The 20,906-nt window shown below is 55.7% G+C and carries 19 protein-coding genes; 7 read left to right on the top strand and 12 right to left on the bottom strand.

The window, feature by feature from the left end; genetic code table 11:
• Positions 1-40: 40 nt before the first annotated feature.
• From MKleb_RS24320 to MKleb_RS24300, 5 genes are all read right to left on the bottom strand, one after another.
• Complete coding sequence (locus MKleb_RS24320; protein ID WP_014226939.1) at positions 41-409, bottom strand: DUF1090 domain-containing protein; 369 nt, start codon at positions 407-409, stop codon at positions 41-43.
• A 149-nt stretch (positions 410-558) separates the two neighbouring features.
• Positions 559-936, bottom strand: a complete 378-nt coding sequence (mzrA, locus tag MKleb_RS24315) for an EnvZ/OmpR regulon moderator MzrA (RefSeq protein WP_161506366.1) — start codon at positions 934-936, stop codon at positions 559-561.
• 8 nt (positions 937-944) lie between these two features.
• The gene (gene yqjA, locus MKleb_RS24310) at positions 945-1,607 is read right to left on the bottom strand and encodes a DedA family general envelope maintenance protein YqjA (protein WP_004125499.1); all 663 of its coding nucleotides are present in this window, start codon (positions 1,605-1,607) and stop codon (positions 945-947) included.
• A 336-nt stretch (positions 1,608-1,943) separates the two neighbouring features.
• Entirely contained in the window at positions 1,944-2,720 is a 777-nt protein-coding gene (exuR, locus tag MKleb_RS24305; protein WP_004854448.1) for a transcriptional regulator ExuR, read from the bottom strand.
• 127 nt (positions 2,721-2,847) lie between these two features.
• On the bottom strand, positions 2,848-4,149 hold the full coding sequence (locus MKleb_RS24300; protein WP_004854445.1) for an MFS transporter: 1,302 nt from the start codon (positions 4,147-4,149) through the stop codon (positions 2,848-2,850).
• A gap of 481 nt (positions 4,150-4,630) precedes the next feature.
• On the opposite strand from MKleb_RS24300, the gene uxaC reads away from it, so the two are divergent.
• The 3 genes from uxaC (at position 4,631) to MKleb_RS24285 (ending at position 8,298) form a co-directional block, all read left to right on the top strand.
• Positions 4,631-6,043: a glucuronate isomerase gene (uxaC, locus tag MKleb_RS24295; protein ID WP_025108313.1), complete on the top strand. Its 1,413-nt coding sequence runs from the start codon at positions 4,631-4,633 to the stop codon at positions 6,041-6,043.
• Between the two features lie 18 nt (positions 6,044-6,061).
• Complete coding sequence (locus tag MKleb_RS24290; protein WP_014226935.1) at positions 6,062-7,549, top strand: UxaA family hydrolase; 1,488 nt, start codon at positions 6,062-6,064, stop codon at positions 7,547-7,549.
• 194 nt (positions 7,550-7,743) lie between these two features.
• On the top strand, positions 7,744-8,298 hold the full coding sequence (locus MKleb_RS24285; protein WP_014226934.1) for a YgjV family protein: 555 nt from the start codon (positions 7,744-7,746) through the stop codon (positions 8,296-8,298).
• Positions 8,299-8,316: 18 nt separating this feature from the next.
• Here the strand turns inward: MKleb_RS24285 and sstT are convergent, their stop codons facing one another.
• The 3 genes from sstT to MKleb_RS24270 form a co-directional block, all read right to left on the bottom strand.
• Positions 8,317-9,564, bottom strand: a complete 1,248-nt coding sequence (gene sstT / locus MKleb_RS24280) for a serine/threonine transporter SstT (RefSeq protein ID WP_004105963.1) — start codon at positions 9,562-9,564, stop codon at positions 8,317-8,319.
• Between the two features lie 254 nt (positions 9,565-9,818).
• Complete coding sequence (locus tag MKleb_RS24275) at positions 9,819-10,787, bottom strand: TerC family protein (protein ID WP_014839614.1); 969 nt, start codon at positions 10,785-10,787, stop codon at positions 9,819-9,821.
• Between the two features lie 250 nt (positions 10,788-11,037).
• A complete protein-coding gene (locus tag MKleb_RS24270) occupies positions 11,038-12,027 on the bottom strand; it encodes a Gfo/Idh/MocA family protein (RefSeq protein WP_025108312.1) in 990 nt (329 codons plus the stop codon).
• A 159-nt stretch (positions 12,028-12,186) separates the two neighbouring features.
• On the opposite strand from MKleb_RS24270, the gene MKleb_RS24265 reads away from it, so the two are divergent.
• Positions 12,187-12,408 (top strand): type II toxin-antitoxin system Phd/YefM family antitoxin, encoded by a 222-nt coding sequence (locus MKleb_RS24265; protein ID WP_004105957.1) that lies wholly within the window; start codon positions 12,187-12,189, stop codon positions 12,406-12,408.
• The gene (locus MKleb_RS24260; RefSeq protein WP_004105955.1) at positions 12,405-12,779 is read left to right on the top strand and encodes a type II toxin-antitoxin system death-on-curing family toxin; all 375 of its coding nucleotides are present in this window, start codon (positions 12,405-12,407) and stop codon (positions 12,777-12,779) included. The genes MKleb_RS24265 and MKleb_RS24260 overlap by 4 nt, the downstream gene beginning before the upstream one ends.
• On the opposite strand, the gene MKleb_RS24255 is transcribed toward MKleb_RS24260, so the two are convergent.
• From MKleb_RS24255 to MKleb_RS24245, 3 genes are all read right to left on the bottom strand, one after another.
• A complete protein-coding gene (locus MKleb_RS24255; RefSeq protein ID WP_025108311.1) occupies positions 12,759-13,262 on the bottom strand; it encodes a M48 metallopeptidase family protein in 504 nt (167 codons plus the stop codon). The genes MKleb_RS24260 and MKleb_RS24255 overlap by 21 nt on opposite strands.
• Positions 13,263-13,340: 78 nt before the next feature.
• Positions 13,341-14,984, bottom strand: coding sequence for a glycoside hydrolase family 43 protein (locus tag MKleb_RS24250; RefSeq protein ID WP_025108310.1), 1,644 nt, complete (start codon positions 14,982-14,984; stop codon positions 13,341-13,343).
• Positions 14,985-15,112: 128 nt separating this feature from the next.
• Positions 15,113-15,979, bottom strand: coding sequence for a helix-turn-helix domain-containing protein (locus MKleb_RS24245; protein ID WP_025108309.1), 867 nt, complete (start codon positions 15,977-15,979; stop codon positions 15,113-15,115).
• A 107-nt stretch (positions 15,980-16,086) separates the two neighbouring features.
• On the opposite strand from MKleb_RS24245, the gene MKleb_RS24240 reads away from it, so the two are divergent.
• Positions 16,087-17,430, top strand: a complete 1,344-nt coding sequence (locus MKleb_RS24240; protein WP_025108308.1) for a glycoside-pentoside-hexuronide (GPH):cation symporter — start codon at positions 16,087-16,089, stop codon at positions 17,428-17,430.
• 104 nt (positions 17,431-17,534) lie between these two features.
• On the top strand, positions 17,535-18,665 hold the full coding sequence (rlmG, locus tag MKleb_RS24235; RefSeq protein WP_014839608.1) for a 23S rRNA (guanine(1835)-N(2))-methyltransferase RlmG: 1,131 nt from the start codon (positions 17,535-17,537) through the stop codon (positions 18,663-18,665).
• Between the two features lie 50 nt (positions 18,666-18,715).
• Here the strand turns inward: rlmG and MKleb_RS24230 are convergent, their stop codons facing one another.
• Positions 18,716-20,737, bottom strand: a complete 2,022-nt coding sequence (locus MKleb_RS24230; RefSeq protein WP_025108307.1) for an NADPH-dependent 2,4-dienoyl-CoA reductase — start codon at positions 20,735-20,737, stop codon at positions 18,716-18,718.
• Positions 20,738-20,906 lie beyond the last annotated feature (169 nt).

Here is a 20,906-nt window from a genome sequence, read left to right as displayed (position 1 = left end):
TCTCCTGTTAAAGTGGTCCATATTGGTCTTGCTTAATCGATTAGTACTCGCGAGACTGCAGCTCTTTCAGTTCCTGCTGCGCTTCATCAAGTTTACGTTGACGCTTGCTGATTTTGTCAGCATCGCCTTTCTGTTCGGCTTCGCGCAGGTCGTTCCGACGTTCGGTAATTTCTTCCTGCTGTTTGGCGATTTTTTTCTGGTGATCGGCTTTGAGCTGGCTGTCGCTGCAGTGCGCTTTTACTTCGCTCAGCGCCTTTTTCAGACCGTCAATACGGTGCTGGTTATGATGCTTTTCTGCGTAGCTGATCTCCCGCTGGATATCCTGCTCTTTTTCCTGGCAAGGGGAGATGGCAAAGGCGCTGGCGCTCAGTGATGACAGAACCAGGATCAAAGCGATGCGGTGTTTCATGGATACGACCTTCCATTGTGTGGGGGAATATCTCAGGATATCCCCTATCCAGTTGAGTAACGTGAGTCTGGTGACGCCCGCAAACTTAATGATAGTAAGTAAACCGGGAAATCACCAAACAGGGTGAATATATTCGGAATTTTCGTGGATTACCCGAATCTGTGCGGCGTATCGCGCAGGCGCGAAATCCAGGCGGTAGGCGAATCATCGTCTTCCACTAAAGCGATAATATAACCATGCGGTAGAGCGCGGCCCAAAACTTCTTTTGCCGCAGCGCCCTGAGCGCTGGAGTCAAACTTGATAAGCAAACCGTCATTCTGCGGCGTAATGCTTTTAAAACGGATACCGTTAGCGTCGAGATGGTGCCAGACGGAAAAACCGTCCGGCATGCTGATACCCTGACTAACGGGACGAATAGCCAGCGTGGATTCCTGCTGTTGCACGGTGAGCCAGAGCCAGAACAGGCCGCACAGGAGTAGCGAACCGCCCAGCACCCAGCTTATCTGACGCAGAGAGGAGCGTGTCATCTCCATTGTTAGCCCCGGCTTCTGTATTTTTTCTTCCACAGGACAATCAGCGAACCTATCAGGCCAAACACCAGCAGCGCGACGGGCAGCAGCATCAGGCAGGACATCAGCTGATCTTCATACTTCAGGAATACCGGCGTTTTCCCCAGCAGGTATCCCAGCGAGGTCAGGATCAGAACCCACAGCAGCCCGCTCATCCAGTTAAAAAACTGGAAGCGTGCGCTGCTCAGGCCTGATAGCCCGGCGATGGTCGGCAGCAGCGTACGAACGAAAGCGATAAAGCGGCCAATCAGCAGTGCGGAAAGCCCGTGCTTATGGAACAGGTGATGCGCGCGCTGATGATAGTGCGAAGGGAGGTGCGATAGCCAGTTTTGTACGATTCGCGTATTGCCAAGCCATCGGCCCTGAATATAGCTCAGCCAGCAGCCGAGACTTGCCGCCGCGGTGAGCAGCAGCAGCGTTTCCGGAAAGCCCATCGCGCCTTTGGCTATCAGGACGCCGACCAGCACAAGCAGGCTATCGCCGGGCAAAAAGGCGGCGGGCAGCAAACCGTTCTCAAGGAACAAAATCATAAATAAGACAAAGTACAGCATGCCAATCATGGAGGGATTAGCGAGAGTTTCGTAATCCTGAGCCCACAAGGCGTTCAATAATTGGGTTAATAGTTCCATTCACGATTCCTGGTACATCGGTTAACGGCACGTCTGAACGCGGTATATGCACGGCGACATAGCTTTTTATTAGATTATGGTCGCTACTGCGCTCTGAACGGTTCCCTGTTTAAAAGTGAAGTAAGCCAAAGCTAACTCTCAGAACGACAAAATGCATCTAATTGTAACAAACCCGCTGACTTTACGTCATAGAAATTGCAGTTTGTTGCATTCTGATTTTGCTGATTGCGAAGGAGGGTGGCGAGTGTATTTACACAGGCTGACACTATATATGCTTTGCTTACCCTGAGGCTTTACGGGCAGCGGAGGAATCGCTGCCCTGCAGAAGGAGAACGTCTATTTTACGCCGTTGGCGGCCGTATCGAGATGAACCACGGGATTATCGGCAAACAGGTAGCGATCGGCATTGAATTCAAAGTCGTCGCTGGTTTCGTTGAACAACATCAGCTTGGTATTTTCCAGATGCTGCCACATCGCCAGCTTAGCCGCATGCGGATCTTTGCGAATCAGCGCTTTAAGAATTTGGTCATGATCGTCGCACCAGTTATCGACGGTACGTGAGTCGATATGGTCGTGCAGTTTTTTCCAGTACGGGTTATGCACGCGCTGGGTCCACATTTTTTCTACGATAGCGGCTAACGCCGTATTTTGCGTCGCCAGCGCGACCTGGACATGGAACTGAAGATCCCATTCGGAATCGCGGAAGCACTTCTCTTTACGCGCTTTTTCCTGGATTTCCATCAGCTTCATGATGTCCTGCTTGGTCACCTGAGTCGCCGCGAATTCGGCAATATTGCTTTCTATCAGCTGACGGGCCTGCAACAGCTCAAAAGGACCATAATTGGCAAATTCCAGCGATTCGTCGGCAATTTGCTGATGTTTTGGATGATTAGAGATGACGTGGATGCCGGAGCCTTTGCGGACCTCAACGTAGCCTTCAACTTCCAGCATAATGATGGCTTCGCGAACCACGGTACGACTTACGCTTTTTTCATCAGCGATAAACCGCTCTGCGGGTAGCTTATCGCCCACAAGGTAGACACCTTGTTCAATGCGCGTTTTAAGCTCAGCAGCAAGCTGCTGATACAGACGACGCGATTCAGTGATTTCCATATTCGCTCCCGGGAGATGGCGACAATATTGGATTTGTTATACCACTTTTACGCGCTTCTCACCATAAGAAGAGACGAAAAAGCCGCCTTAATCAAGGCGGCTTTCGGAGGGGATAACTCGCGTGCCTCTAGCTTTGCGTGGCGGGTTTACTCGTTTCCAGCGGTGTCGTGTCGTCATCCGCCGATTTATTTTTCAGCACGGTCCAGATAACCACGGCGCCCAGCACATCGAAAACCGCCAGCACGGCGAACAGCGGGCTAAAGCCGATAGTGTCCGCCAGCGCGCCAACCACCAGGGCAAACATCGTGCTCGCCAGCCAGGCGGCCATACCGGTCATGCCGTTCGCCGTCGCTACTTCGTTACGCCCAAACACGTCGGAAGAGAGGGTAATTAACGCACCGGACAGCGCCTGGTGAGCAAAGCCGCCGACGCACAGCAGGGCGATAGCGACAAACGGGCTGGTGAACAGACCGATCATCCCCGGGCCAATCATCAGCACCGCGCCCAGGGTGACGACCATTTTGCGCGAAACGATGAGGTTAACGCCAAACCAGCGCTGGAACAGCGGCGGCAGATAGCCCCCAACGATACAGCCAAGATCGGCAAACAGCATCGGCATCCACGCAAACATCGCGATCTCTTTCAGGTTAAAGCCGTAGACTTTAAACATGAACAGCGGGATCCAGGCGTTGAAGGTCCCCCACGCCGGCTCGGCAAGGAAACGCGGCAGGGCGATACCCCAGAACTGACGGTTGCGCAGAATCTGCCACGGCGACATTTTCTTGCCGTTGTTGGTCTGATGCTGAGATTCCTGGCCGCCGATAATGTAGTCGCGTTCTTCTTCAGTTAATTTTTTCTGATCGCGCGGGTGTTTGTAGAAAATCAGCCACGCCATCGCCCAGGCAAAGCTCAGAACGCCGGAGATAATAAACGCCATCTGCCAGCTGTGCATCACGATGGCCCAAACCACCAGCGGTGGGGCAATCATGGCGCCGATCGAGGAGCCGACGTTGAAGTAGCCAACGGCGATAGAACGCTCTTTTGCCGGGAACCATTCGGAGCTGGCTTTCAGGCCCGCAGGGATCATTGCCGCTTCGGCGGCACCCACCGCGCCGCGCGCCAGTGCCAGACCGCCCCAGCTTCCCGCCAGCGCCGTAGAGCCGCAGAACACCGCCCATGCGATAGCAAAGAAGGCATAGCCGATTTTAGTGCCTAAAACATCCAGCACGTAGCCGGCAACGGGTTGCATAACGGTATAGGCAGCGGAATAGGCCGCGATGATATAGGAATACTGTTGGGTGGAGATGTGTAACTCTTCCATCAGAGTCGGCGCAGCTGCCGCCACAGTGTTACGCGTCAGGTACCCCAGCACGGTACCTAACGTCACCAGTGCGATCATGTACCAACGTAACCCTTTAATTTTACGCATGTAAACCTCATCGTTTGTTATATATCCGCAGCGGGTGCGGCTATCTTCCAGCCCTGTAACTGAGGCGAAGAAGGTGAAACGGAGGGTTCAGGAGAGGAAACCTCGTATGGCCCGAACCTTGCCATTAACTGTTGTGTCTAATTCGGTGTCCATACCGGTAAATCCGACGTGATAGTTCGTCGGTAATGCATTCCGTCGGTTTATATGTTTCGACGGCAGCAAGATAACTTGTCATACAACTTCAAAAGTTGAGTGACGTCACAAAAGTGGGAAAGTTTGTGTGGGCATTCGTTCATGCGAAAAAGGCCAGAGCTGGCGCGCTCTGGCGGGGCGTTTACTCCTTTGATGGTACTTTTTTTGTCATCGTTTATTGATCTAACTCACGAAAAATACTTCGGTCTGTGGAAATTGGTGTGATAACTTTGTCAGCATTATAGTCAATCATCTGATGGGCTCCCCAGGGGGCGAAGAGGACACGAAAATGACACCGTTTATGACCGAAGATTTTCTGCTTGATACCGAGTTTTCCCGCCGCCTGTACCACGATTACGCGAAAGACCAGCCGATTTTTGACTATCACTGCCACCTGCCGCCGCAGCAGATCGCGGAGAATTATCGTTTCAAAAATCTGTATGACATCTGGCTGAAAGGCGATCACTATAAATGGCGCGCGATGCGTACTAACGGCGTAGCCGAGCGTTTGTGCACCGGCGATGCTTCCGATCGCGAGAAATTTGACGCCTGGGCGGCCACCGTACCGCATACCATCGGTAACCCGTTATACCACTGGACGCATCTTGAGCTGCGCCGTCCTTTTGGTATTACAGGTAAGGTTCTCTCTCCGGCGACGGCGGATGAAATCTGGAATCAGTGCAACGATCTGCTGGCGCAGGATAGCTTTTCCGCTCGCGGCATCATGCAGCAGATGAACGTGAAAATGGTCGGCACCACCGACGATCCGGTCGATTCGCTGGAACATCACGCCGCCGTCGCTAAAGACAGTTCATTCTCCGTGAAAGTACTGCCGAGCTGGCGCCCGGACAAAGCCTTCAACATCGAACAGGCCACCTTCAACGACTACATGGCGAAGCTGGGCGAAGTGTCTGACACCGACATTCGCCGCTTTGCCGACCTCCAGTCCGCGCTGACCAAACGCCTGGATCACTTCGCCGCTCACGGTTGTAAAGTGTCTGACCACGCGCTCGACGTGGTGCTGTTCGCCGAAGCCAACGAAAGCGAACTGGATAGCATCCTGGCGCGTCGTCTGGCGGGTGAAGCCCTCAGCGAGCATGAAGTCGCGCAGTTCAAAACGGCGGTACTGGTCTTCCTCGGCGCGGAATACGCCCGCCGCGGCTGGGTGCAGCAGTACCACATCGGCGCGCTGCGCAACAACAACCTGCGCCAGTTCAAACTGTTAGGGCCGGATGTAGGGTTTGACTCCATTAACGACCGCCCGATGGCGGAAGAGCTGTCCAAACTGCTCAGCAAACAGAACGAAGAAAACCTGCTGCCGAAAACGATCCTCTACTGCCTGAACCCGCGCGACAACGAAGTGCTGGGTACCATGATCGGCAACTTCCAGGGCGAAGGCATGCCGGGCAAGATGCAGTTCGGTTCCGGCTGGTGGTTCAACGATCAGAAAGACGGTATGGAACGTCAGATGACCCAGCTGGCGCAGCTTGGCCTGCTGAGCCGCTTTGTCGGGATGCTGACCGATAGCCGCAGCTTCCTCTCCTACACCCGTCATGAATACTTCCGCCGCATCCTGTGCCAGATGATTGGCCGCTGGGTTGAAGCGGGAGAAGCGCCGGCGGATATTCAGCTGCTGGGCGAGATGGTGAAAAACATTTGCTTTAACAATGCGCGTGACTACTTCGCCATTGAACTGAACTAAGACCAGAGGTCGGTTGATATGCAATACATTAAAATCCATTCGCACGATAACGTCGCGGTAGCGTTGGCGGATATGGCGGCAGGCACGGTAGTCACCATTGACGGCGATACGGTCACGTTGGCGCAGGATATTGCGCGCGGGCATAAGTTTACGCTGCGCGGCATTGCGAAGGGAGACAACGTCATTAAGTATGGTCTGCCGATAGGGCATGCGCTGGCGGATATTGCGCCGGGGGAACATATCCACTCCCATAATACGCGTACTAACTTAAGCGATCTCGACGCGTACAGCTATCAACCGGATCTGATCGAACCCGCCGCGCAGCCGGCGGATCGCGACATCCAGATTTATCGTCGCGCCAATGGTGAAGTCGGGGTGCGCAACGAGCTGTGGATCCTGCCGACCGTCGGCTGCGTTAACGCCATGGCGCGCCAGATGCAGAACCGTTTTCTGAAGGAAACCAACGACGCGGAAGGTATCGACGGCGTTCATCTCTTCAGCCATACCTATGGCTGCTCACAGCTCGGTGACGATCACATCAACACCCGTACCATGCTGCAAAATATGGTGCGCCACCCGAACGCCGGGGCGGTACTGGTGGTCGGCCTGGGCTGCGAAAACAATCAGGTTGATGCCTTCCGCGAAACGCTGGGCGAGTTCGACCCTGACCGCGTCCACTTTATGATCTGCCAGCACCAGGATGACGAAGTGGAAGCCGGGCTGGAGCATCTGCGCCAGCTATATGAAGTGATGCGCCACGACAAGCGCGAGCCGGGTAAGCTGAGCGAACTGAAGTTTGGTCTTGAGTGCGGCGGCTCTGACGGTTTGTCCGGCATCACCGCAAACCCGATGCTGGGCCGCTTCTCGGATTATCTGATTGCCAACGGCGGCACCACCGTGCTGACCGAAGTGCCGGAAATGTTCGGCGCCGAGCAGCTGCTGATGAGCCACTGTCGCGATGAAGAGACGTTTGGCAAGCTGGTGACGATGGTTAATGATTTCAAACAGTACTTTATCGCTCATGACCAGCCGATTTATGAGAATCCATCGCCGGGCAACAAAGCGGGCGGTATCACGACGCTGGAGGATAAGTCGCTGGGCTGCACGCAGAAAGCGGGCTCCAGCCAGGTGGTCGACGTCCTACGCTACGGCGAGCGGCTAAAAGTGCACGGCCTGAACCTGCTGAGCGCCCCGGGCAACGATGCGGTTGCGACCAGCGCCCTGGCCGGCGCGGGCTGCCATATGGTGCTCTTCAGCACCGGTCGCGGCACGCCGTACGGCGGTTTTGTGCCAACGGTGAAAATTGCCACCAACAGCGAACTGGCGGCGAAGAAAAAACACTGGATCGACTTCGATGCCGGTCAGCTGATTCACGGTAAAGCGATGCCGCAGCTGCTGGAGGAGTTTGTCGATACCATTGTGGCCTTTGCGAACGGTAAGCAGACCTGCAATGAGCGTAATGATTTCCGTGAGCTGGCTATTTTCAAAAGCGGCGTCACCCTTTAATTACTCGTCATCTTTCGCACCACCGCTGTGTTGGCAGCATTTATCCACCCCGGTCACTTACTTCAGTAAGCTCCCGGGGATGTCTAAACTTGCCGCCTTGCTGTGGCGCGAAATCTTTAGAGTAATAAAAGGGCGGTATTCCGGAAGCGGCGTTTCAGATAATGATGCGCCGTTTTGTTTTATAAGGACTTTTCATGACCGCATACTGGCTTGCCCAGGGCGTCGGCGTTATCGCCTTTCTGATCGGGATTACGACCTTTTTCAACCGCGATGAGCGTCGCTTTAAGCTACAGCTGGCCGTCTATAGCGCCACCATTGGCGTGCATTTCTTTTTGATGGGCGCCTGGCCGGCGGGAATGAGCGCCGAGCTGAATACCGTCCGCACCCTGATCTCCATGCGCACCCGCAGGCTGTGGGTGATGGCCCTGTTTATCGTGCTCACCCTGGTGCTGGGGCTGGCGAAGCTGCAGCACGCCATGGAGCTGCTGCCGATTATTGGCACCCTGGCCAGTACCTGGGCGCTCTTTCGCTGCTCGGGTCTAACCGTCCGCTGCGTCATGTGGTGTTCGACCGCCTGCTGGGTGATCCACAACTTTTGGCTGGGCTCGATCGGCGGCACCCTGATTGAAGGCAGCTTCCTGTTGATGAACGGTCTGAATATCATCCGATTCCGGCGGATGCAAAAGCGCGGTATCGATCCGTTTAAAGCGGAAAAGGCGGGGCAGAAAGAGAACCCCTCCGCGCGTTAGCGGAGGGGGGAGGTGAGATTAACTGCGCAGGGCGTTTTTCGCCAGCTGTTCGTCTTCAGCGATACAGGCGGCGGCGGTGAACAGCGCATCGGTCGAGGAGTTCAGCGCGGTTTCGCAGGAGTCCTGCAGAACGCCGATGATGAAGCCCACGGCGACCACCTGCATGGCGATATCGTTCGGGATACCAAACATATTACAGGCCAGCGGGATCAGCAGCAGCGACCCGCCCGCCACGCCGGAGGCGCCGCAGGCGCACAGCGAGGCGACCACGCTCAGCAGCAGCGCGGTCGGCAGATCGACCGGAACATTCAGCGTGTGTACGGCCGCCAGGGTCAGAACCGTGATGGTAATCGCCGCGCCGGCCATGTTAATGGTCGCGCCCAGCGGAATAGAGACCGAATAGGTATCGCGATCCAGATTCAGCTTTTCGCACAGCGCCATATTCACCGGAATGTTGGCGGCGGAGCTGCGGGTAAAGAAGGCGTATACGCCGCTTTCGCGCAGGCAGGTCATCACTAGCGGATACGGGTTGCGGCGGATTTTCCAGAACACCAGCAGCGGGTTAATCACCAGCGCCACCAGCAGCATACAGCCAACCAGCACCAGCAGCAGTTGGGCGTAGCCCCACAGGGTTTCAAAACCGGTCGTCGCCAGCGTGGAAGCGACCAGGCCGAAGATACCCAGCGGCGCAAAGCGAATCACCACTTTAACGATAAAGGTCACCGCGTGGGACATGTCGTTAATCAGATTTTTGGTGGTTTCATTGCCGTGGCGCAGCGCGAATCCTAAACCGACGGCCCATACCAGAATTCCGATATAGTTGGCGTTCAGCAGCGCGTCAATGGGGTTAGAAACCATGCTCATCAGCAGCCCGCGCAGGACTTCGACGATACCCGACGGTGGGGTGATGCTCTCTGCCGCCGCGTTCAGGTGCAGCGTTGACGGAAAGAGGAAGCTGAACAGCACCGCGGTTAACGCGGCGGCAAAAGTCCCCAGCAGATAGAGGAACAGAATCGGGCGAATGCTGGTTTTCTGCCCCTGCTGATGGTTGGCGATAGAGGCCATGACCAGCATCAGTACCAGCACCGGCGCCACCGCTTTCAGCGCGCCGACGAACAGCGTCCCCAGCAGTCCAACCGCCACGGCGGCCGGTTTTGAGACCGTCGCCAGCAGTACGCCGAGTACCAGACCAATTAAAATTTGTTTGACCAGACTGCCCTGAGCCAGTCGCCGTAGCAGGGTCGATCGGGGTGATGGGGTTGCCATAATTCATTCCTTCCAGTGATGTCGCTGTCCGTCCCGGCTACGTATTATTTGTAACGTTTATGTCCGGATGTAAATAGATGTTTGCCTGGTTGAGTATACGGAAAGAACGCTTCTGGGGAAGGGTAAAATGCTGTTTATCGCGCTGGGATCTTATTTTTTAACTATGTATTAACTATTTTGTGACATGAGTAAGAATAATGCGCGGCAAACGTTGCCGACCGGGTGAAACAGGTCTTCACCCGGCCGTTTACGTCTTACTGCAGCTGTTTTTTCCGATCGTTCTGCTTATTGACCCAGGCGTTGATCAGCAGCGTCAGCACCAGAATACCGCCGACCACGCCCAGCGAAATGCCGATGGGAATATGGTAAAAATCGACAATCAGCATCTTGATGCCGATAAACACCAGAATCACCGACAGGCCGTACTTCAGCATGGAGAAACGCTCCGCGACGCCCGCCAGCAGGAAATACATCGCGCGCAGGCCGAGAATCGCGAACAGGTTTGAGGTCAGCACGATAAACGGATCGGTGGTCACGGCGAAGATGGCCGGAATGCTGTCGACGGCAAAGATAACGTCGCTCAGCTCGACCAGGATCAGCACCAGCAGCAGCGGCGTGGCGTAGATAACGCCGTTTTTGCGGGTAAAGAAGCGTTCACCTTCGATTTTATCCGTCATGCGCAGATGATTGCGGATCCAGCGCACCAGCGGTTTATCGCCGATCCCGGAATCGTCCTCTTTCGCCAGCGCCATCTTCACGCCGGTAAACAGCAGAAATGCGCCGAAGACGTAGAGCAGCCATTCAAACTGAGAAATCAGCCAGCTGCCGGCGAAGATCATGATCGTACGCAGCACGATCGCGCCCAGTACGCCGTAAACCAGCACTCTGCGCTGTAGCGCAGGCGGAACGGCAAAGTAGCTGAACAGCATCAGCCAGACGAAGACGTTATCCACGGCCAGCGCTTTCTCGATCAGGTAGCCGGTGAGGAACGCCAGCGCTTGCGGGTCGGCCACGGCGCGACCTTCGGTCTGCACCAGATACCACCAGAAAGCGGCGTTAAACAGCAGCGAGAGGGTAACCCAGAGAATGGACCAGCCAGCGGCCTGCTTCATGGTCATGCTATGCGCACCACGCCGTCCCTGCAGCAGCAGATCGATAGCCAGCATGATGACCACGACCACTGCGAATCCGCCCCATAACAACGGTGTGCCGACAGTATTCATTACTATTTTCCTTACATAAAAACAAAACGGCTGACGTCGGAAGACGGCAGCCGCTGCGCTTTTATGCATAGACCTCGCCTTCCGGCAAGGTCTCACTTACAACAAGAATCTGTTGCCCGGCGACCGGATGCGGTTTTTCACGCATCGTAATGACGATCGGCCGGCAAGGAAGTTACTCCCCTTTGCGCGTAACAAAGTATTACAGGTTATAAATGGCGTCAATGGAGGCCGACGGACCATTTACACAGCTTTACGCCACCGGTTGACTATCCGCCGGGAAGACCACGCCGGTCTGGCGACGAATTTCGCTCAGCAGCTTCGCCGTGATGCGGCTCACTTCCAGACCCGGATGAGCCACCTCGTTGGCTTCGACCAGGCGAGCGAACTCCTCCGCTTCATACAGCATCGTATTGATATGCTGCGGCTGGGTGAGATCCTGAGGCTTGCCGCCGCGCGGCACGAAGCACACTTTCTGGCATTCGGAGATTTTTTCGATCACCAGCGCGCCGGCTTCGCCCTGAATTTCGCTGGGGATAGCGGAATCGCTGACCTTCGAGTGGTGCAGGGTGACATCAAAATCCCCGTAGCTGAGAACGACCGTGCCCTGGCCATCGACGCCGCTCTCCAGCAGACTGGCGGTTGCGTGCACCGTGCGAGGCTCGCCCCACAGCGCCACCGCGGAGGCCAGACAGTAAAAGCCGATGTCCATAATCGAGCCGTTAGAGAAGGCCGGATTGAAGGTGTTGGGATTTTCACCGTCGAGATAGCGCTGATAGCGGGAAGAGTACTGGCAGTAGTTAATAAAGGCTTTGCGCAGCTTGCCGATCTTGTCGAACGACTGTTTAAGCAGCTGGAAGTTTGGCAGGCTGGCGGTTTTGAACGCTTCGAAGAGCACCACGTTATTTTCCCGCGCCGTTTTGATCGCGGCTTCAACTTCCTGCAGGTTCGAGGCCAGCGGTTTTTCGCAAATCACGTGCTTTTTATGGCGCAGAAACAGGCGGGTTTGCGGGAAGTGCAGCGAGTTTGGGCTGGCGATATAGACCGCGTCAACGTCAGGGCTTTGCGCTAAATCTTCCAGCGAAGTGAACAGATGTTCGACGGGATAGTCGCTGGCGAAGGCCTGGGCTTGCTCAAGGCTGCGGGAGTAGATGGCGGTGAGTTTATATTTGCCGGTTTCATGGGCGGCATCGACAAACTGCTTGGTTATCCAGTTTGTGCCAACAACTGCGAAACGTATCATAAACGTTGACGAACTCCGTAAAAGGGACCTTTCGTCACTGTAGCACGCCATCATGACAAAACCAGTGCGCTATGGCGCAGAAGCTCGAAGAGTGGTGAGTTGTCTGATGTACGCATAAAGCGTACAATTAATGTGTACAATTCAAGCCGGGAGAAATTTATGCGCTCATACAGTACATCTGAAGCCAGACAGAATATTGCGGCCGTCATGGACGCCGCTGCCAGCGGAGAACCGATTGAAATTACACGGCGTGATGGAACGTCTAATGTTTTGATCAGTAAGGCGGAATATGAAACGTTTATGAATGCCAAACTTGATGCGGAGTTTGATTTTATTATGCAGCGACACGGCCGCACAGTTAAGGCGTTGACCGATCGATGAAATGGGTGAGCGCAAGCGAAGTCATTGCCTTTCATGATCGCATTTTACAACATCTCCCCGGCGTTAAAGGTATGTCCGATCCTGGTCGGGCGGAAGCCATAATTTATCGTGTACAGAACCGCTTTCACTATGAAGGGGTGAACGACATTTTTGAACTGGCTGCAACCTATTGGGTCGCTATCGCGCGTGGGCACATTTTTAATGATGGTAATAAGAGGACTGCTTTTTTTATCACCATGACGTTCCTGGCCCGCAATGGGTATCTTATCGCTGATGAAGATACCCGGTTGGAAGAACTCACTGTGCTGGCTGCGACAGGCGAAGCTACGGTAGTGGTTCTTGCTGATGCGTTACGGCAATTGGCGCTCTAACGAAAGCTGGGTCAGCCACAGGCGGGTATCAAACTCCAGCTGATGGTACTGCGGCTCCATATGGCAGCACAGCTGATAGAACGCTTTGTTGTGCTCTTTTTCCTTCAGGTGCGCCAGCTCGTGCACCACGATCATCCGCAGAAAATCCACCGGCGCATCGCGAAAGACGGTGGCGACGCGAATTTCGGCTTTCGCCTTCAGCTTGCCGCCCTGAACGCGGGAGATGGCGGTATGCAGGCCGAGCGCGTTGTTGAGCACGTGGATCTTGTTGTCGTACATCACCTTATTGATCGGCGCCGCGCCGCGCAGATAGCGGGACTTCAGATCCTGGGTATACTGGTACAGCGCTTTATCGTTGTTGATATCGTGACCCTGCGGATAGCGCTTTTTCAGCACCTCGCCGAGACGGTTCTGTTCGATTAACGCGGTGACCTGCGCCAGCAGGGATTCAGGGTAGCCCTGGAGATAGGTTAAAGTGCTCATGCAGCCTGTTTGGGTCATTCAGCGACAACTGCCGGGGATTCTAGCACCCCGCGCGGGCAGGATGCCAGAAAGGCGGCGTTACTCGATTATCGCGTCTTCTACCGCCCGGTAGCTAAAGAAGTCAAACAGCGCCTCTTTACGATGCAGCATGCTATCCACGCAGGCCATGCCGACAAACGCGCCGGTAAACTCGCCGTAGCGGCTGTATTCATCGGAAAAATGCGAGGTGTCGTAGACCGCGCCGATGTTTTGGTATTTTTCGCCATCCGCGGACCACGAGCATTGTATCTCCCGGCCGTTAATCGCCATCGCCAGATAGACTTCTCCCTCCGCAAGGCGGATTTTCTGCGGGTCGTCGTGACGCTCGCCGTTATCCATATAAATGATGGTCAGCTGCGCTGCGCCGGAGGCTTCATCCCAGGTTTTATGCAAAAACAGATAGTTCATGTTGTCGTAATAGAGCGTCAGGCCGGCGCTGTGCTGATAAATCTCCGGGCTGAACTCCATCTTCGTGACGATGGTGGCGTATACCGAGGTGAGCTTTTTCGCCAGCAGGCTGACTTTATTGAGCGAGCTCAGCGACTCCTGGCCGCGTAAGGCAAGGTAGCCTGCTTTACGTTCAAGGCTGGTAAAGCGCTGAAGGCGGATCCGCGGCGCATAGAAGGCGTTATCCAGCGTCTGCCCATCAAAATCATCCCTGTCTGGTTTAGCCGGAAACGGCTGAGAAGGCAGATTAGACTCTTCCACCTGGTGCTGAGCGAGGTTCCCCCCGGCCGCCATGCGCAGCCAGCCATCGTCGCTCCATACCATCTTTTGTATCGCCGTCTCGCGGCCCAGCGGGCAGCGCAGCGCCTGGCGGAAGGGTCTGCTGCAAAGATGGGTTAACCAGACTTCGCCCGTCGGGGTCTCGACGTAGCTGCCGTGCCCGGCTTTTTGCAGATAGGTTTGCGGATTGAAGTAGTGTGGTTTGAGATGGTCTGCGTCGTGGCGCGCGTTATAGTTCTCCGGCCAGGAGGTGACGATGGGGTTTTGCGGATCGCCTTCATAGGGGCCGGCGACCTGCGTTGCGCGCGCCATAGTGACCGCATGGCCGTAGCCGGTGCCGCCTTCGGCGACCATCAGGTAGTAATAGTCGCCGCGGCGCGTCAAATGCGGTGCTTCAATACAGCCGCGATCGGTACCGCCGCGCCAGATCCGCTGCGGATAGCCGACAACGCTTCGCGTTTGCGGCGAATACTCCACCAGGCAAATGGCGCCCGGTTTTTCGTAACCTTCGCGGGTTTCCCACTCCAGGGATACGATCCATTTTTTTCCGTCGGTGTCGTGCAAAATGGAGGCATCGAACCCGGCAGAGTGGAGATAAACCGGCTCACTCCACGGGCCGGTGATTTCACTGGCGGTAATAAGATAGTTATCTACATCGAAATAACGTGAATTCATGGAATTCATCACGCCATAAATAACGTAGAACAGCTTTTCCTCTTCACACCAGGTCAGGCTCGGTGCCCAAATGCCTTTGGCGGAGGGAAGCTTTTTTAAATCCGGATTATTATCATCGGTAAGAACGTGGGTAAGTAATTGCCAATGTTTTAAATCCCTCGAATGATAAACCGGCAGACCGGGAAACCATTCAAAGGAAGAGACCGCCACATAATAATCATCGCCGCGCCGACAGATACTGGGGTCAGGATTAAAACCTTTAAAAACAGGATTCTGAATCATCGTATTTACCCTTAATGCGCAAAATATAGCGATGATTGTAAATAGGCGATGGCGACGGGGATATATAGACTCTGGCTATTTATATAATAAACGTCTACTCATCCGGTGATGCGGCTCACAAAAACGCGTTATTTCTCCGCCTGACGCCCTACGGCATCGGTGCTTCTGACTTTGTGACGGAAGGCCAGCGGGGTGTCGTTCATCATCTCTTTAAACTTGAGGCAGAAGTAGGCGCTGTCGGTGAAGCCGGCGCTTTGCGAGATATCGCTAATCTTCAGGTCGGTATTGGTCAGTAGATTGATAGCGATATTCAGTTTGCGCAGCAGCATAAATTTTTTGAAGCTGATGCCGAAGGCGGATTTAAAGGTGCGGGAAAACCAGGATTTCGACCACCGGCAGCGGCGGGCTGCTTCTTCGGTTGTCATCTCAAAATTTTCATTTTCATCAATAGATTGCAGAAGTTCGATCAGCTCGCTCAGATAGCGATGGTTGGTGCGTTCGGTAATGGGGACGGAATCTTTCAGGCTATTAAAGGCGTGCAGCAGTACGCTCTGCATCAGGGAGCGAAACAGCGAATCGGTAAAGTCGCTGAACTCGCCGCACCAGCTCAGCAGCAGCTCCAGGCGCTCGGCTTCCTCGCCGGAAAGGTAAGCGACCGCGCCGCAGTGGGCGGCGGGGAGCGACAGGTCGTATCCCTCGAGCCACTCTTTTTCGAATTGCATAAGATAACGCTTGTGGCAGGCGGCGGCCGGGAGCGTCATTTCATGGATCAGTAAGGCGGGGACGAAAATCAGGGTATTGTTTTTTATCGTAAATTTCTCATCACCAATCGAATAGCTGCCCTCCGACTCTCGGAACCACATCAGTTCGTCCATCATATGAAAATGCGGGACTACGTTTATGCCATTGAAATCGTTTATGTTATCTACCCGGAGGGTAAATAGCTCGCCGGCGCCCACGGGGATCTTTTCGAAAACGGGAGATTCATCACTCATCGGGTACACTCTTCTTATATTTAACAGGATGATTTATACATAATCGGTAAGCCCTAAGCAATAACGTACAGAGGACAAATATTAACGATCTTTCTGGCGGAGGCGCGATGAACACTGCCCGTATCAGTATTAAAGAAAAATTTAGCTATGGGTTAGGGGATACCGGCTGTAATTTAGTCTGGCAGACGGTGATGCTGTTTATGGCCTGGTTTTATACCGACGTATTTGGTTTAAGTCCGGCGCATATGGGGACCATGTTTCTCGCAGTCAGGGTATTAGACGCGGTCACCGATGTATTAATGGGGGCGGTGGCGGATCGTACCCGGACTAAATATGGGCAATTCCGCCCTTATATTTTATGGTTCGCGATTCCTTTTGGCGTACTTTGCTGCTTAACGTTTTATACGCCGGATTTCGGCTATACCGGCAAGCTGATTTACGCCTATGTTTCTTATACCTTATTATCGCTGGTCTATACGGCGATTAACGTTCCGTATTGCGCGATGATCAATAATATCTCTAACGATTCCCGCGAGCGCGTTTCGCTTCAGTCCTGGCGCTTTGCGCTCAGTACGCTCGGCGGTCTGATTGTCTCGCTGACCGCGCTGCCGCTGGTGGCCTGGCTGGGTCAGGGTAATGTGCAAAACGGCTATTTTTACACCATGATTGTGATGGGGTGCCTGAGCATCATTCTGTTCTTTATCTGCTTCGGCCTGACGAAAGAGCGCTACACCACGGATATCGCGGTCAACAATCAAAGCAGCATTCTTGATGATCTGAAAACCCTGCTCGCCAACAAGGACTGGCGCATTCTCTTCGCGCTCAACGTCGTTAACCTGATTGCGGTGCTGTTTAAAGGCGGGACCACGCTCTATTACGTCAACAACATTATGGGGCGGGCGGATCTGGGCAGTCTGCTGCTGACCACCACCCTGGCTTCCGGCGTGCTGGGGGCGATGCTCTCCCCGTTTATCTTTAAAAATATTGATAAAGTGAAAGGGTTTAAAATCTCGATGGCCATCGAGGCGGCGCTGCTGATAGGCATGTACTTCGTCCCGGCGGGGAACGTGGCCGCTATCTTTGCGCTGGTGATTATCATCAATATTATTCAGCTGGCCGCCACGCCGCTGCAGTGGAGCATGCTGTCCGATATTATCGATGCGGAAGAGAAACGCAGCGGTAAAAAGCTCAGCGGGATCGTTTTTTCAACGAACCTGTTTGCCATCAAGCTGGGGATCGCCATCGGCGGCGCGCTGGTGGGCTATATGCTGGCATGGGGCGACTACGTTGGCGGCGCAGCGCAGCAAACCGACTCCGCGCTGCAGATGATCAAGCTGCTGTTCACCGTCTTCCCCGGGGTGCTGGTGGCGCTGCTGATTGTTATCATGAGCAAGTACAGCCTGGACGATAAACGCCTGTCGCGCCTGGCGCAGGACGACATCCCGGCGTAATGGACTGTCGCCCGGCAGATGGAGATAATCGGCGCATCTCTATTCTACTGGGCGAAGTTTGCGTATAAACTCGCGGGTTTTAGTGTTCCGGAGGCACAAAGGCGATGAGCCAGGTAGAGTTAAACGGTGAGTTATTCACATTAGAGCGGTTCCCGCCGAATGCTGAAGAGGAAGCGCTTCAGGCGTGGGAAGCGGCGGATGAATATCTGCTGCAACAGGTGAATGACGTCGACGGCCTGACGCTCATTTTCAATGACAGCTTTGGCGCGCTGGGCTGCGCGCTGGCGGAACGCAACCCGGTCAGCATCAACGATTCCTACGTATCTGAGCTGGCGACCCGCTACAACCTGCGGATGAACGGCATTGATGAAGAGAGCGTACGTTTTCAGGATCCCCTGAGCGAACTGCCTGCCGCGCCGGCGCTGGTGCTCATTAAGGTTCCGAAGCAGCTGGCGCTGCTGGAGCAGCAGCTGCGCGCGCTGCGCGAGGTTGTCACGCCGGAAACCCGCATCATCGCCGCCGCGAAAGCGCGGGATGTCCACAATTCCACCCTGGCGCTGTTTGAGAAGATCCTGGGCACCACCACCACATCGCTGGCATGGAAAAAGGCGCGGCTGATTTTCTGTACCTTTACCGCGCCTGAGGTGGCCGATGCGCCGCAAACCTACAGCTGGCCGCTGGACGGTACGCCGTGGACGATTCACAACCACGCCAACGTGTTCGCCCGCAGCGGCCTGGATATTGGCGCGCGCTTCTTCCTGGAGCATCTGCCGGCAAATATTGAAGGCGAGATCGCCGATCTTGGCTGCGGCAACGGCGTGATTGGCCTGAAAGCGCTGGCTTTAAACCCGGACGCCCGGGTGATGTTTACCGATGAATCCTATATGGCGGTCGCTTCCAGCCGGCTGAACGTCGAAACCAATATGCCGGATGACCTCGAGCGCTGCGAGTTTGTGGTGAATAACGCGCTGTCCGATATTGAGCCGGACCGCTTCGCCGCCATCCTCTGCAACCCGCCGTTTCATCAGCAGCATGCGATCACCGATCATATTGCCTGGCAGATGTTTAACGACGCCCGCCGCAGTCTGAAGTACGGCGGCGAGCTGTATGTCGTCGGCAACCGCCATCTCGATTATTTCCGAAAGCTGAAACGCGCGTTCGGTAACTGCACGACGATCGCCACCAATAATAAATTTGTGGTGTTGAAAGCGACAAAGGTGCGCAAACAGCGCTGAGCGTTATCGGCTTTCCCGGTTTCCCCGGCTACCGGCCGGGTTTCCTTTCCCTAAATCGACAGCGCCAGCCGGGTGCCCTGAGCGATTGCCCGCCGGGCGTCCAGCTCCATCGCCACGTCGCAGCCGCCAATCAAATGCACCGTTTTACCCGCCGCCTGCAGCGGATCGGCCAGCTCGCGGCGGGGATCCTGACCGGCGCAGATAATCACATGATCAACGTTAAGCACCTGAGATTCGCCGCCGATCGTCACATGTAGGCCGGCATCATCGATCCGTTGATAGCTGACGCCGGGTATCATTTTGACGCCGCGGGCCAGCAGGGTGGCGCGGTGGATCCAGCCGGTGGTTTTCCCCAGCCCGTCGCCGGGCTTGCTGGTTTTGCGCTGCAGCATCACGATCTGGCGCGGGCTTTTAGCCAGCTGCACCCCCTCCGGGCGTAATCCGCCCGCGCTCTGCAGGCTGGTATCGATCCCCCATTCCGCACAGAACTCGTCGATATTCTGGCTGGTGGCGACGCCGGACTGGCTGAGGTACATGGCGGTATCAAAGCCGATCCCGCCGCAGCCGATAATCGCCACCTTCTCGCCGACCGGCGCTTTATCACGCAGGACATCGAGGTAGCTCAGCACCTTCGGATGATCGACCCCGGCGATATCCGGCATCCGCGGGGCGATCCCGGTGGCGAGGATAATCTCATCAAATGCCCGCAGATCGTCGGCCGTCACCCGGGTTTCAAGCCGCAGCGCGACGCCGGTAAGATCCAGCATCCGGCGGTAATAACGCAGAGTTTCATGGAACTCCTCTTTGCCGGGGATCTGTTTGGCGATAGTAAACTGGCCGCCAATCTCATGGTGCCCGTCAAAGAGCGTCACCTGATGCCCGCGCGAGGCGGCGTTAACTGCAAAGGCCAGGCCGGCAGGACCGGCGCCGACTAGCGCCAGCCGCTTCGGTGCGGTCGCGGGCGCTATCGGCATCAGGGTTTCATGGCAGGCGCGCGGGTTGACCAGACACGAGGTGACTTTACCGGCGAAGATCCGATCGAGGCAGGCCTGGTTGCAGCCAATACAGGTATTGATCTCATCCGCCCGCCCGCTCTGTGCTTTAGAGAGAAATTCGCTGTCGGCGAGGAAAGGGCGGGCCATCGATACCATGTCGGCGTCTCCGCGGGCCAGGATCGCCTCCGCCACGGCGGGATCGTTAATCCGGTTGGTGGTGACCAGCGGGATCGACACCGCGCCTTTCAGCTTGCGGGTGACCCAGCTAAACGCGCCGCGCGGGACCGGAGTGGCGATGGTGGGAATGCGCGCCTCGTGCCAGCCGATGCCGGTATTGATAATCGTGGCCCCGGCGGCCTCAATCGCTTTCGCCAGCGCGGTGACCTCCGCCAGGGTGCTGCCGCCGCTGACCAGGTCGAGCATCGACAGGCGGTAGACAATAATAAAATCGCTGCCCGCGCGCTCCCGCACGGCTCTGACCACCTCTACGGCAAAACGCATGCGTCGGGCGTAGTCGCCGCCCCACTGGTCGTCGCGCAGGTTGGTGCGCGCGGCAAGAAATTCGTTAATCAGATAGCCTTCCGAGCCCATCACTTCGACGCCGTCGTACCCGGCTTCCCGCGCCAGCTGGGCGCAGCGGGCAAAATCATCGATCAGCTGTAAGATCTCTTCGTGGCTCAGTTCGTGAGGCGTAAAGGGGTTGATCGGCGCCTGCAGCGCGGAAGGGGCCACCAGCTGCGGCTGGTAGCTGTAGCGCCCGGTATGCAGGATCTGCAGCGCGATTTTGCCGCCCTCCTCGTGTACCGCATCGGTGATATGGCGGTGATGAGCGAGATGGCTGGCGTCGTTAAGCACCGCGCCGCCCGCCATGGTGACGCCGGAAGGCGCCGGGGCAATCCCGCCGGTGACGATCAGCGCCACCCCGTGGCGGGCGCGCTCGGCGTAAAACGCCGCCAGCCGCTGTGCGCCGTCCGGCAGCTCCTCCAGGCCAGTGTGCATCGAGCCCATCAACACGCGGTTTTTGAGCGTTGTGAACCCCAGGTCAAGCGGGGCGAAAAGCGACGGGTAGCGGCTCATAATCTCTTCCAGTGTAAAATTATTGTTATGTGGTCGGATGAGTTACTAATTTAGCCGCCGCGGGCGAAAAGGGAAAAGGGGAGTGCGGCGATTGTGATGGGATTCAAAGAACGGCGGAAGGTTCTCCCTTACCCCGGCCCTCTCCCTCCGGGAGAGGGAGAAGGGCGGA

This window comes from Klebsiella sp. PL-2018 (assembly GCF_019048985.1).
In the GTDB taxonomy this organism is placed as follows: Bacteria; Pseudomonadota; Gammaproteobacteria; order Enterobacterales; family Enterobacteriaceae; genus Klebsiella; species Klebsiella michiganensis.
Note: the sequence above shows the minus strand (reverse complement) of the source record. Positions and strands in the feature narration are given on the sequence as shown.